This window comes from Campylobacter concisus (genome assembly GCF_902460545.1).
Taxonomy (GTDB): Bacteria; Campylobacterota; Campylobacteria; order Campylobacterales; family Campylobacteraceae; genus Campylobacter_A; species Campylobacter_A concisus_AE.
Genome location: NZ_CABPUE010000007.1, coordinates 265,878 through 279,441 on the forward strand (window position 1 = coordinate 265,878; position 13,564 = coordinate 279,441).

The following is a 13,564-nucleotide window of genomic DNA, read 5'->3' on the forward strand; positions in this document are numbered from 1 at the left end:
GTTGTCTATTGTTTAAGCTTTCTTGTCCTATACTTTAAAACTCCATATTAAAAAATCGGAAAGAGTGGGCGATGCGTGAAATTTTAAAACGAGACGGCACAAGACAAGAATTTGTAGCATATAAGATAGTAGATGCGATAAAAAAGGCATTTGCAAGCGAAAATGTGGCTTATGACGAGCAAGTTTTTACAAACGTAGTCCAAGATATCTTTCAAAAATCAAGCGCGATAACAGTCGAAGACATCCAAGATGCGATCGAAAAAGAGCTATTTAATAGCGGATATTTTGACGTTTTAAAAAGCTTTATGCTCTACCGTCACACGCATAAGCTTCAACGTGAGCAAATTTTAGGCCTAAATGACGATACGACTTATATAAATTCAACTCAAACGATAAATGAGTACATAAACGGTACCGACTGGAGAATTTCTGCAAACTCAAATACAAGCTACTCAAACGCAGGACTCATCAACAATACTGCCGGCAAAGTCATAGCAAACTACTGGCTAGACGCTGTTTATAGCAAAGAAGAGGGCCTAGCCCACAGAAACGGAGACTACCACATCCACGACCTTGACTGCCTTACAGGATATTGTGCTGGCTGGAGCTTGCGAGCTTTATTAAACGAGGGCTTTAACGGCGTTCGTGGTAGGGTCGAGAGCAAAGCGCCAAAACATTTTAGAGAAGCGCTTTATCAAATGGCAAATTTCTTAGGAATTTTGCAAAGCGAGTGGGCGGGCGCTCAAGCTTTTTCTAGCTTTGATACCTATCTTGCGCCTTATGTTTTTAAAGATGATCTAAGTGACGCTGAGATCAAAAAGGCGATCACTAGCTTTATTTTTAACTTAAATGTGCCTGCACGCTGGGGACAAAGTCCATTTACAAACGTAACTATTGATATCACTTGCCCAAGCGACCTAAGAGATCAGATCCCAACGAGCAATGATATACACCTTTTTTCAAATATAAAAGATGAAAAAATTTTGAAAAAAGCAAACGAGCGTGGCAGAGAAAAACTAATCGATATGACTTATAAGGACTTCGAGCCAGAGATGGCACGCATAGATAAGGCATTTTACGAGGTTTTAACAGCTGGCGATAAGTGCTCACAGCCTTTTACATTTCCGATACCAACGGTAAACATCACAGAGGATTTTGACTGGGATAGTGAAGTAGCGGATGTACTCTTTGAAAATACCGCCAAAATGGGCTCAAGCTACTTTCAAAATTTTATCGGCTCACAATATACTTATGACGAAAATGGCAATAAGATAGAAAACGAAAAAGCCTACAAACCAGGACATGTCCGCTCTATGTGCTGCCGTTTGCAGCTTGATCTAAGGGAGCTTTTAAAACGAGGCGGCGGTCTTTTTGGTAGTGCTGAGATGACGGGCTCTATTGGCGTTGTCACTATAAATTTAGCTCGCCTAGGATACAACTTCAAAGGCGATAAAGTCGCACTTTATAACAGGCTAAGCTATATTTTGGAGCTTGCTAAATCTACACTTGAAAAGAAGCGTAAATTTATCCAAGAGATGTATGACAGAGGGCTTTATCCTTATACGGCTAGATATCTAAAGCACTTTAATAATCACTTTAGCACGATTGGTATAAATGGTATGAACGAGCTTCTTAGAAATTTCACAAATGATAAAGAGAATATCTCAACAAAATTTGGACGTGATTTTGCTATTGAGATGGTTGAGTTTTTGCGCGATAAAATAAGGACATTTCAAGAAGAGACTGGAAATTTATACAACCTTGAGGCGACTCCAGCTGAAGGCACAACGTACCGCTTTGCCAAAGAGGATAAAAAGCGCTATCCAGACATCATCCAAGCAGGTGGCGGGGAGAATATTTACTATACAAACTCAACCCAGCTTCCAGCAAATTTTACAGACGATGCTTACGAGGCGCTTGATTTGCAAGATGATCTTCAGACTTCATACACTGGTGGCACAGTATTTCACCTTTATATGAAAGAAAGGATCAGCTCACCTAAAGCTTGCAAGGAGCTTGTAAAGAGCATAATCTCAAATTATAAGCTTCCATATATCACTATAACGCCTGTGTTTAGTGTTTGTTCAAAACATGGTTACATTGCTGGAGAGCATGAATTTTGTCCGCTTTGCGATGCAGAGTTAATAGAAAAAGAGAAAAACAATTCCAAATAAGGAGAGGAAATGACAGAAAAAGAAATTTTAGAAAAAGTACAAGATAAACGCACAAAATGCGTAGTCTATACTCGTGTTATGGGTTATCATCGCCCAGTTGAGAGCTTTAACCTTGGTAAAAAAGGCGAGCATAAAGAGCGTATTAAATTTGATGAATACGCAAGTTGCTGCAAAAGATAATCACCGCAGCCAATAAAAACATAAAAACTCAAATAAAAAAGGCACAATCTTCTGTGCCTTTTAAATCTCAAAAGGTCCATAAATTTGCATAAAGTCTTTAGTATAACGCCATTTACTACGCTTGATTATCCAGACAAAGTGGCTGCAGTAGTTTGGTTTGCAGGCTGTAATATGCGATGCGTGTATTGCTACAATATAGAAGTTGTAAATTCAAATGGCAATATAGAAATGGATGAGGTTTGTAACTTTTTAGACCGCCGTATAGGCAAGCTAAATGGCATCGTCTTTAGCGGTGGCGAATGCACAGCAAATCCTTTGTTTTTAAAACTTGCAAGAGAGGTTAAGTCAAGAAATTTTTGCCTAAAAGTTGATACAAATGGCTCTCATATTGAGATTTTAAAAGAGGCGATAGGCGAAGGGCTGATTGACTATATCGCACTTGATTTTAAAGCGCCAAAAGAGAAATTTATGGGCGTAACTGGCTCAAATTTATATGAAAAATTTATTAGCACGCTAAAATATCTGCTTGAGATAAATTTTGATTTTGAAGTAAGAACAACCGTGCATGCAGATTTTCTAAACGAAGTGGATATTTCTTTGATGTCTGAAATTCTTTATGACCTTGGATATAGAGGCAATTATTATTTGCAAAAATTCCTTAGCACAGGTGAAAATTTTGGAAATTTAGTTGATGCTAAAAGTAGCTTTGATCCGAAAAAAATCATCTCGAAACTTCCTATCAAACTAAGAAACTTTTAAATTTCTACTCATTATTTTTAACAAAAATTTTTGCTTTGCAAAACTATAATCATTAAAACTAATAAGGAGAAAAATATGCAAAATTTCAGCTTTTTAAACCCTACTAAAATAGAATTTGGTAAAGACAAAGAGCAAAACATCGGCAAATACATGAAAGAATTTGGCGCAAAAAAGACGCTTATCATCTATGGCAGCAATAGGATAATAAAAAATGGCCTTTTTGATGTCGCAGCAAAGAGCCTAAGTGTAAATGGCATCGAGTTTTGCAAGATAGGCGGCGTGAAGTCAAATCCAGTGCTAAGCAAGGTAAATGAGGCTATAAATTTAGCTAACAAGCAAGGCGTCGATAGTGTGCTAGCCATAGGCGGTGGCTCGGTGCTTGATAGTGCCAAGGCCGTGGCTGCTGGAGCAAAATATAGTGGCGATGTTTGGGATTTTTTTACCGGCAAGGATCCAAGTGAAGCGCTTATGATATTTGACATCATAACGCTTGCAGCAACTGGCTCAGAGATGAACGGCGGCTCGGTCGTCACAAATGAAGCTACAAAGCAAAAATTTGCCATGCACGGTGATTGCATAAGGCCAAAAGTATCGGTGGTAAATCCACTACTTCAAGCAAGCGTGAGCAAAGAGTATTTGGTCTATTCTGCTTCTGACATTATCGCTCATAGTATAGAGGGCTACTTTACGGCGAGCATTCAGCCTGAGATCATAAATTTATACATCGAAGCAAACATAAAAACCGTTATGAAAACGACAGAAATTTTACTAAAAGAGCCAGGTAATTACGATGCTAGAGGGGAGTTTGCCTGGGCTGCGACGATGGCGTTAAATGGACTAACTTATGTTGGCACAGCTGGCTTTAGCTATCCAAACCATATGATCGAGCATGCCATAGGTGCGGTGGTTGATTGCGCGCATGGAGCTGGGCTAAGTGTCGTGATGCCAGCTTGGATGAAGTGGCATAAGAGTAGAAATTTAGAGGCGTTTAAGCGTTTTAGCAAAGAAATTTTTGGCGTGGATGACGCAGACGCAGGCATAGAGAAGTTAAAAGAGTGGTTTAGCAAGATTGGCACGCCAACGAGTCTTATTGAAATCGGAGTTGATGATACAAATTTAGACGAGATCATGGCGCTAGTTTATGACTATGCGAAAGGTAGGAGGCTAGAGCAAATTTATACAAAAGAAGCTATAAGTGAAATTTTTGCCTTAGCGAGATAAAATTTATCTAAATTTTACAAAGGAAAGATATGAAAAAGATCGCCCTTATAGCTGGAGCCAGCGGCGCTGTGGGAAGTGAAATTCTAAAAAATTTATGCGAGAGCGAGCATTATAGTAAGGTTATCGCTCTTGCTAGGCACGAACTAGAATTTACTCACGAAAAGCTTGAAGTAAAGATAGTAAATTTTGATGATTTTAAAGATGAGGTGCCATTTATCGCTGATGACGTATTTTGTGCGCTTGGCACGACGATGAAGGTGGCAAAGCACAAGGAGCAGTTTTATAAAGTCGATGTGACCTATCCGATAAATTTCGCCAAATTTGGCTTGGAGTGCGGTGCAAAACGCTTTGTCTTGCTCTCGGCTGCAGGGGCAAACAGAAAGTCAGGCTCGTTTTACCTAAAGGCAAAAGGTCAAGCAGAAGCAAAGATAAAAGAGCTTGGATATAGCTCATTTCATATCGCTAGGCTGCCACTTATCGAGGCTGATAGGAAAGAATTTAGACTTGGCGAGTACATGGCGATAAAGGCGTTTAAATTTATCCCAAAAGGCTTTTTTGACGAGTATCGTCCGATGAAAGCGGCTGACATCGCTAAAGTGATCGTGCAAGTAGCGCAAGATGACCACAGCGAGGGTATCAAAATTTATAGCCCGATGGAGTATGTGAAGTGAAAAGATACATCGCCATCACTGGAGCAAGCTCAGGCATAGGAGCGGCCGCGGCAAAGGTATTTGCAAGGCGCGGGGAGAATTTGATCCTTATTGCAAGACGTGGCGAGCTTTTAGAGGAGCTAAAAAGCGAGATAGCTAAATTTTCGGGTGTCGATGTGGTGATAGAGCTTTGCGATCTCTCAAAGCAAGAAAATGTCCTCTCTCTTTGGTGTAATTTAGAAAAATTTGAGCTAAAAGCGCTTATAAACAACGCTGGCTTTGGCGACTATAACAAGGTCGGCGAGCAAAATCTAGAGAAAGTGACGCAGATGATAAATTTAAACATCATCTCTCTTGTGACGCTCTCAACGCTTTTTACTAAAAAATACAAAGACAAAGATACACAGCTTATAAACATCTCTTCGATAGGTGGCTATAAGATCGTGCCAAACGCCGTCACGTACTGTGCTAGCAAATTTTTCGTAAGTGCCTTTAGCGAGGGACTTTACCACGAGCTAGCACAGGACAAGCAGGCAAAAATGCAGGCAAAAGTGCTAGCACCTGCTGCCACAAAGACGGAATTTGGCATGGTGGCAACTAGCAAAAAGAGCTACGACTACGACAAAGCGTTTAAAAATTACCACACAAGTGAGCAGATGGCGGAGTTTTTGCTTCGCCTTTATGATAGCCATTACTGCGTTGGCGCGGTCGATAGAGATAGCTTTGAGTTTAGTCTAAGTAAGCCAAAATTTGACTATGCGGTCAAATACGAGCCAAAAGATAACTAGGTGCTAAAGCCCTGGTAGCCTACGCCAAGGCCAGTAAAGCAAAAGTAGGACAAAACAAAAAGGCAGATCATGAAAGGCGTTAGAGTTGCTATTTTAGGGGTTTGTTTAGTAGGCGCTTGCTTTGGCGGTGAGCTTAAATTTGATGAAAACAAATTTGAGCTAAAAAGCGTGCAAGTTGGCGAGAGGACGCTTAAATTTAGAGCATATGAAGGCATAGTCTATGTGGCAAAGCCAGTTAGCGACTACGAGGTGCTAAATTTTTATGTGCCAGAGGGTAAATTTGACGATAAAACTACGGCTATTTTTATGCCAAACGCTATCGGCGGCTACATGCCAGCAATGCCTTCAAAGCCAGAAATTCAAAACGAAAAGCCAAATGCCACTCTTGAAGCGCTTCTTAGAGGCTATGTCGTGGCAAGCGTTGGTGCTAGAGGTAGGACGCTAAAAGATGGCGAGAAATTTATCGGCAAGGCACCAGCTGCGATAGTCGATCTAAAAGCGGCCGTTAGATATCTTAAATTTAACGACAAATTTATGCCAGGCGACGCAAACAAGATCATCTCAAACGGTACGAGCGCAGGCGGCGCGATGTCGGCACTTCTTGGCACTAGCGCAAATGCAAAAGAGTATGAGCCATATCTTAAAGAGCTAGGCGCTGCAAAGGCGGATGATCAAATTTACGCCGCTTCAGCCTACTGCCCTGTGACAAATTTAGAGCATGAGGACGAGGCGTATGAGTGGATGTTTGGGGATTTGGATAAATTTGAAAGGATTGATTTTGCAAGCCTTGATGCGAGCTCCTTTAACAACAGAAGCAAAAAGCCAAAGACTATCATAGGCGAGCTAAACGCCACGCAAAAAGAGCTCTCGCGCGAGCTAAAGAGTAAATTCCCAGCCTATCTAAACTCGCTAAATTTAAAAGACGCCAAAGGTCATACGCTAAGCCTTGATGAAAACGGCGAGGGCAGTTTCAAAGAGTATATAAATGCCCTTATCTCAAAGGCATTTACCGCTACAAAAAGCAGCGACAAAAGTACGCTCACGCCTAAATTTATAACTCTTGATACGCAGGGCTGCTCGCTTGGATATACATTTAAGCTTGAAGACTTCATCGCCTCACTAAAGCGTGCCAAAGCGGTGGTTGCCTTTGACGGCCTTGTACTAGAAAATCCTGAAAATGACCTCTTTGGCGATAGCAAAACGCCTGCAAAGCACTTTACTAAATTTGCAAAAGAGCGAAGCGAGGGCGAGATGGCGGATGCTGGCGTAATAAAGATGATGAATGCGATGAACTACGCTAAAAACAAAGAGGCAGCGAAATTTTACCGCATAAGACAGGGCACAAACGACACCGACCTAGCGCTTGCCGTGCCTGCTATGCTCGCACTCTCGCTTAAAAATGCTGGCAAAGAGGTTGATTTTGAAGCGGTCTGGGGACAAGGACATGGCGGCGACTACGACCTTGATGAGCTTTTTGCTTGGATGAAAAGAGTTGAACAGAGATAAATTTAAGGAGATTTGATGATAAAAGAGCTATTTTTTCTATCGGTTTTGGCGGCTTTTGCCTTTGGGGCGGAGGCGAAAGTGAGCTTATACGAGCTACTCGTGACGCCAAATAACAAGAGCTTGCTAAAGCAGCTTGGTAGGGAAAATATCCTTAGCTCAAAGAGCGAGCCAGGCACACAGGCGATCTTTTTTGCGAGTGCAAAGAGTAAGCCAGAGCCATTTTACGTGCTTGAGTTTTACAAGGACGAGGCGGCTTATAAAAAGCATATAGGCTCGGCACACTATAAGAAATTTGCGAGTGCGAGCGCTGAAATTTTAGCTAGCAAAAAGGCTATCAGCCTGAAAAAACGGGTTGCGTTTTCTAAAAATTTAACGACAGAGAGGCTAAAAGATGCCTACTTTCACATCACAAATTTAAGCCTTTTGGCAAAAAGCGATGCGAAATTTGAAAAGATCATCAAAAAATATATGCAAAGAAGCGTAGATGATGGCACGCTAGCCCAGTTTGCATTTAGCCTAAAAGACACACCTAACAAGTGGGTGATGGTTGAAATTTACAAAGATGAGCCTAGCTTTGAGAGCTACCGCCACAGCGAAAACTACAAATCTTACGCCAAAGAGCGAGCCGGGCTGATAGATGAATTTGACGGCTTTGGTCTCAAAAACGAGACCTCATTTAGCAAGATAAAATTTTAGGAGATGTTATGAAGAAAATTTCACTTTTTTTGCGCACCAGCGCTTGTTAGTAGCACGGCTCTTGCCCTTGATAAGGCTGGAGTGAGAGTTTAAAAGATGTGAAATTTTAAACAACGAGATGATAGATGCGGTGTGGAATGAAAAGAACAAAGAGCTTCTAGCTAAGAGTAGACCTACGCTGGCAAGGAATTTTTAGTGTGTGCCTATCCAAAGGTAGCTACATACGTGGGTGGCGACACGAGCAAGGCTAGTAGCTTTGTTTGCAAGTAAATTTAAGGAGAGAAAATGAGTGAAATTTTAGTTGTATCAGGTCACACTGACCTTGAAAATTCTTTTGCAAATAAGATAATTTTGAGTGAGCTAAAAAAGCACTTGCCAGAGGCTAAATTTGACATACTAAGTGAGCTTTATAAAAACTACGTGATCGATGTAAAAGCCGAGCAAGAAAAGCTAGTAAAGGCTGACGTGATCGTACTTGTTTATCCATTTTTCTGGTACGGCGTGCCATCACTTTTGCAAAAGTGGTTTGAAGATGTGCTAGTTCATGGCTTCTCTCATGGCAGTAAGGGAGATAAGCTACGGGGCAAAAAGCTGGTGCTTTCATTTACCTCTGGTGCGCCTGAGGAGCTTTATAAAAAAGATGCGCTTCAGCGCTACGAGATAGAGGAATTTTTGCCGTCACTTAAGGCGTTAGCAAATATGTGTGGCATGGAGTTTGCAGGATATGTTTATAGCGGAGGGTTATCGTATCAGAGCAGGCACGATGAGGCAAAGCTTGCTTTGATGAGGCAAAAGGCGCTCGATCACGCAAAAAGGTTAGGGGAGCTGATAAGCAAAATTTCATGATACCAGCAAAATTTTATAGATATGTTTTTGCGTTTATAATGTCAGCATTTATGGCGTTTTTTATGTCATTTGTGCTGACATATTTAAACCTTGGTTTTATTGATGGCTTTGTTAAAATTTGGCTAATCGCCTATGTAAAAGCCTTTGTGGTAGCATATCCTGTGCTTTTGCTAGTCTCTCCATTTGTAACTAAACTCACACAAATTTTATGCAAAGAATAAAATAATAATATACGTTATCAATAAAAATTATTATTTACTTATTTTAATTATTTGGTTATAATCCGATCAAAATTTATCAAAATAGGAGTTAAAATGAGACAGTACGAAACATACAAATGCGAGAAATGCGGCAATGAGATCGAGGTACAAAAAGTTGGTGGCGGTACACTAACCTGTTGCGGCGAAGAGATGAAATGTGTGACTGAAAATTTAACAGCGGTAAATTTGATGAAGGCATTTGCTGGCGAGTCACAAGCTAGAAATAAGTATGAGCTTTACGGTGATCTAGCCAAAGAAGCAGGCTATCACGCTATCGCAAGGCACTTTTACGAGGCAGCTGAAAATGAGAAATGGCATGCAAGAGCTGAGTTTAAAAAATATCACGAGCTAATGAATGATCCGATCGATAAGATGGATAAAAATTTACTTGATGCGGCAGCTGGCGAAAACTACGAGCATACGACTATGTATCCAGACTTTGCAAAGATCGCAAAAGAAGAAGAGCTAAGAGATGTTGAAAGGCTATTTAATGCGATCGGTAAGGTTGAGGTTGAGCATGAGAGAGAGTATTTGGAACTTAAAAAGATGCTTGATGAAGAGGGCTTTTTTGAGAGCGATGAGGAAGATATCTGGGTTTGTGAAGTGTGCGGACACGTTCACAGAGGCAAAAAAGCTCCAGGTGCTTGCCCACTTTGCAAAGCTCCAAAAGAGTATTTTAAACGCGAATTTCTAGGCTAAAAGCCAAAATAGTCAAGGTGTTTGCCTTGACTATTAATTTAAGTTATAAAATATTATAAAAATGATACAATCCTTTCAAATTTTCACAAGGAGAAAGAGATGAAAAAATCACTTTTAGTTTTAGCTACTCTTGGCTTTGCACTAAGCCTAAACGCTGCAGATCTTACAGATACTTGCAAGTCTTACTTCTCAGACATTGATAAGATGGTTGAAGCTTACAAAAAAGCCGGTCAAGAGCAACAAGTAAAAATTTATGAAGATCAAAAGAAGCAATCAATGGACCAACTTGCTGCACTTCCAAAAGAGCAACAAGACGCTACTTGCAAACAAGCTAAAGAGATGTTTGCTCAAGTAATGGAACAAATGAAAAAACAAGGTCTTTTAAAATAAATTTTTATGGCTAGTTTTTCTAGCCATATCCTAATCCTCTTTTTCTAACTCGTTATTTACGCCTATCTCTTTTACTTCTATATCTTTTTGCTCATCTGGAGACAAGCGTTTAAAATTTTCAAGTCTACTAACAAGACCATCTCTACCACTAAAACTTGATGCAAGGGCGTTAAAATGTTTATTTGCAGTATTTAGTGTATTGCTAAGCCTATTCATATGCTCGGCCACATTGCGGACTTTATCATAAATTTTAATCGCACTCTTTACGATATTTTTGGCCTCTTCATTGCCACGCTCTATGCGCCATAAATTTGCCACTGTGCGAAGAATAGGCATAAGCGTAGTGTGAGATACTAGTATTACGCGCTTTTGAAATGCGTAGTCAAAAAGAGAACTATCAAATTTCATAGCCTCGATATATGCTGGCTCAATTGGTATAAACATCAATACAAAATCAGGACTATCAGGTACGATCTCACCATAATTTTTGCTATTTAAGCTATCTATGTGATTTTTCATAGAAGCAATGTGCTCTTTCAATGCCAAATTTAGCTCCTCTTCATTGCTGGCTGTGATAGCCTTTTCGTAAGCTATAAGTGAGACTTTGGAATCAACTATTAGGTGCTTACCATCTGGTATCTTTACTATAAAATCAGGAATAAGACGTTTGCCTTCTTCGTTCTTGAAATTTTGTTGTGTCGAGTAATGCTCATCTTTTATAAGTCCAGAAGCCTCAAATGTGCGTTCAAGCTGTATTTCACCCCAGTTTCCAAGTGTTTTATTGCTACCTTTTAATGCAGTAGCTAGTGAGTTTGCCTCTTTTGACATTGAGATACCAATCTCACTTATGTGCTTAATCTGCATTCCTAGCGCGCTCATGCCTTTAACTGACTCGTCATGGACTGCATTTACGCGCTCTTGAAAGGTTGAAATTTGCTCCTTTAGCGGCTTTAGTAAAAGATCTAAAGAATTTTGGCTATTTTGTGTGAAATTTGCACTTTTTTCTTCAAATATTTTATTTGCAAGATTAGAAAATTCCAAATTTAACTCATTTTTCACTTTTAATAAATTTGCCTCTTGCTCTTTTAGGCTATTTTCTTTTGCTTCTATTTCATTTCTAAGCACAGCCATATCACGTTTTAATCTATTTTCTCTCTCATTTGCTTCAGCTAAAGCATTTTTATTTTGATTTAGCTCAGCTAGTGTTGCAGCGAAATTTGCTTCGTTATTCTTGGCCCTTTCATTTGCTGTACCGATACTCTCTTTAAGCTCGTTTATCACGCGCTCCATCGCATCTTCAGCTTCGTCTTTTTGTGCTATTTTGGTTTTTAGCGCATCGATCTCACTGATGAGCTCGTCTATTCGCTCGTGATTTGATATAAGCCTTGCTTTTTGCTCACTAATTAGTTGCAGATTCTCACTATTTTTAGATACTAAATTTGTTAGATTTGATGAAATTTCAAAATTTTCTTGCTCTTTTTGCGCCAAATTTCTTTTTAGCTCGAGTTTGTCTCTATTAAATGAATAGATGACAAATATCGCAATCAAAAATAGTACTCCTAAAAATATGGCAGCATAAAAATAGAAATCTTGTTGCATTTAGTATCCTTAAAAAATGAAGAAATTTTTATATTTTTATAAAAGCAAAGAGGCCACTCCTTGCTTTTATAGTAAATTTTATGCTTCTAGCACCGCTCCGTTGCTTGCGTTTGTGACTAGTTTGCGGTATTGCCTTAGCCAGCGAGAAGTTAGTGGTTTATCGACTGGCTTAAATTCCGCTCTTCTCTTTGCGATCTCGGCTTCGCTTAGGCGAACGTTTATCTCGTATTTATCGACGTCTATATCGATGATGTCGCCATCTTGTAGCAAGCCTATCATACCGCCCTCAGCTGCTTCTGGGCTCACGTGGCCGATACTTAGACCTCTTGTTGCTCCGCTAAAGCGACCATCTGTGATGAGCGCTACGTCTGCGCCAAGGCCTCGTCCCATGATGAGTGAAGTAGGGCTTAGCATCTCTTGCATACCAGGGCCTCCGCGTGGACCTTCGTAGCGGATGACGACGACATCGCCTTTATCTACTTTACCACTTGAAATGCCAGCTATGGCTTCATCTTGTGAGTTAAAGCAGACTGCTTTACCACTAAATTTACGCTCGCCAACGATGCCAGCTGTTTTTATAACACAGCCTTGCTCGGCTAAATTTCCAAATAAAATGGCAAGTCCGCCAACTTGTGAATAGGCGTTTTCTACTTTGTGGATAATGCTTTCATCTTTGATATCACTTACCTTTACGCGCTCTCCCAGAGTTTCGCCACTAACTGTGAGATTATCCAAATTTAGCATACCATTATCTCTGCGTGAAATTTCTTTTATAACTGCATTCATGCCACCAGCTCTGCCGACATCCTCCATGTGCACATTTGGTAAGCTTGGGCTGATCTTAGCGATGTGAGCGATATTTTGGCTGATTCTATTTAGCTCTTTGATATCTAAATTTACGCCAGCCTCTCTTGAGATAGCTAGCATGTGAAGGACGGTGTTGCTGCTACCACCCATCGCCATATCAACGACAAGTGCGTTGCGGATCGCTTTTTCATTTAGTATGTTTCTTATCTTAAATTTCTCATCAAGTGCGATCTCGCAGATCCTGCGAGCAGCCTGTCTAATAAGCTCCTCACGCTCTGGAGTTAGTGCTAGGATAGTGCCGTTGCCAGGTAGTGCTATGCCCATCGCTTCACAAAGCGTGTTCATGGAATTTGCCGTAAACATACCGCTGCAACTACCACCACTTGGACATGCGTTGCACTCGATATCTTTTAGCTCAGCCTCATCTATCTCTTTGGTCTCAAATTTACCAACTGCTTCAAACGCAGTAGCAAGGTCGATTGGCTTGCCATCTTTTGTGTAGCCTTTTTTCATAGGGCCACCGCTTACAAACACAGTTGGGACATTGACCCTTAAAGCGCCCATAACCATGCCAGGGACGATCTTGTCGCAGTTTGGCATACAAACAAGTGCGTCAAGTGCGTGAGCGTTCATCACGGTTTCTATTGAGTTTGCGATGATCTCACGGCTAGGTAAGCTATATAGCATGCCGCCATGACCCATTGCTATACCGTCATCCACACCGATACAGTTAAACTCAAATGGAATACAGCCATTTTTGCGAATTTCATCTTTTAAAATTTGTGCGTATTTATTTAAGAAAAAGTGCCCAGGGATAATCTCTATAAAGCTGTTTGCAACGCCGATAAAGGGTTTATTAAAGTCATCATCTTTTAGTCCAGTCGCACGTAAAAGTGAGCGGTGTGGGGCTCTTGTGTAGCCTTTTTTGATTATATCGCTTCTCAAATTTGATCCTTTTTTAAAATTTGAGAGGATTTTATCACATATAA

General features: G+C 40.4%; 12 protein-coding genes and 1 pseudogene. 11 read left to right on the forward strand and 2 right to left on the reverse strand.

The window, feature by feature from the left end:
* The first annotated feature begins 71 nt into the window (after positions 1–71).
* From FZ949_RS06505 to FZ949_RS06565, 11 genes and pseudogenes are all read left to right on the forward strand, one after another.
* A pseudogene (locus FZ949_RS06505) lies at positions 72–2,354 on the forward strand (ribonucleoside triphosphate reductase).
* Positions 2,355–2,438: 84 nt separating this feature from the next.
* Positions 2,439–3,113, forward strand: coding sequence for an anaerobic ribonucleoside-triphosphate reductase activating protein (locus tag FZ949_RS06515; RefSeq protein ID WP_148790264.1), 675 nt, complete (start codon positions 2,439–2,441; stop codon positions 3,111–3,113).
* Positions 3,114–3,188: 75 nt separating this feature from the next.
* Positions 3,189–4,334, forward strand: coding sequence for an iron-containing alcohol dehydrogenase (locus FZ949_RS06520; RefSeq protein ID WP_148790265.1), 1,146 nt, complete (start codon positions 3,189–3,191; stop codon positions 4,332–4,334).
* Between the two features lie 29 nt (positions 4,335–4,363).
* Positions 4,364–5,005 carry an NAD(P)H-binding protein gene (locus FZ949_RS06525; protein WP_107952831.1) on the forward strand — a complete coding sequence of 214 codons (642 nt, stop codon included), beginning with the start codon at positions 4,364–4,366 and terminating at the stop codon, positions 5,003–5,005.
* A complete protein-coding gene (locus tag FZ949_RS06530) occupies positions 5,002–5,772 on the forward strand; it encodes an SDR family NAD(P)-dependent oxidoreductase (protein ID WP_107952829.1) in 771 nt (256 codons plus the stop codon). The genes FZ949_RS06525 and FZ949_RS06530 overlap by 4 nt, the downstream gene beginning before the upstream one ends.
* A 69-nt stretch (positions 5,773–5,841) precedes the next feature.
* Positions 5,842–7,278 carry a subtype B tannase gene (locus tag FZ949_RS06535; RefSeq protein ID WP_107952828.1) on the forward strand — a complete coding sequence of 479 codons (1,437 nt, stop codon included), beginning with the start codon at positions 5,842–5,844 and terminating at the stop codon, positions 7,276–7,278.
* Positions 7,279–7,293: 15 nt separating this feature from the next.
* Positions 7,294–7,974, forward strand: a complete 681-nt coding sequence (locus tag FZ949_RS06540) for a putative quinol monooxygenase (RefSeq protein ID WP_107952826.1) — start codon at positions 7,294–7,296, stop codon at positions 7,972–7,974.
* 285 nt (positions 7,975–8,259) lie between these two features.
* Complete coding sequence (locus FZ949_RS06550; protein ID WP_103579939.1) at positions 8,260–8,820, forward strand: NAD(P)H-dependent oxidoreductase; 561 nt, start codon at positions 8,260–8,262, stop codon at positions 8,818–8,820.
* On the forward strand, positions 8,817–9,041 hold the full coding sequence (locus FZ949_RS06555; RefSeq protein ID WP_103579938.1) for a DUF2798 domain-containing protein: 225 nt from the start codon (positions 8,817–8,819) through the stop codon (positions 9,039–9,041). Before FZ949_RS06550 ends, FZ949_RS06555 begins: the two co-directional genes overlap by 4 nt.
* Before the next feature lie 93 nt (positions 9,042–9,134).
* Positions 9,135–9,779, forward strand: coding sequence for a ferritin family protein (locus FZ949_RS06560; RefSeq protein ID WP_021091887.1), 645 nt, complete (start codon positions 9,135–9,137; stop codon positions 9,777–9,779).
* A gap of 99 nt (positions 9,780–9,878) precedes the next feature.
* Positions 9,879–10,169 carry a DUF5339 domain-containing protein gene (locus tag FZ949_RS06565; RefSeq protein ID WP_084109925.1) on the forward strand — a complete coding sequence of 97 codons (291 nt, stop codon included), beginning with the start codon at positions 9,879–9,881 and terminating at the stop codon, positions 10,167–10,169.
* 30 nt (positions 10,170–10,199) lie between these two features.
* On the opposite strand, the gene FZ949_RS06570 is transcribed toward FZ949_RS06565, so the two are convergent.
* Both FZ949_RS06570 and ilvD read right to left on the reverse strand, forming a co-directional pair.
* The gene (locus FZ949_RS06570) at positions 10,200–11,768 is read right to left on the reverse strand and encodes a DNA recombination protein RmuC (RefSeq protein WP_103579937.1); all 1,569 of its coding nucleotides are present in this window, start codon (positions 11,766–11,768) and stop codon (positions 10,200–10,202) included.
* Positions 11,769–11,846: 78 nt separating this feature from the next.
* Positions 11,847–13,520, reverse strand: a complete 1,674-nt coding sequence (gene ilvD / locus FZ949_RS06575) for a dihydroxy-acid dehydratase (protein ID WP_107952816.1) — start codon at positions 13,518–13,520, stop codon at positions 11,847–11,849.
* Between the last annotated feature and the right edge of the window lie 44 nt (positions 13,521–13,564).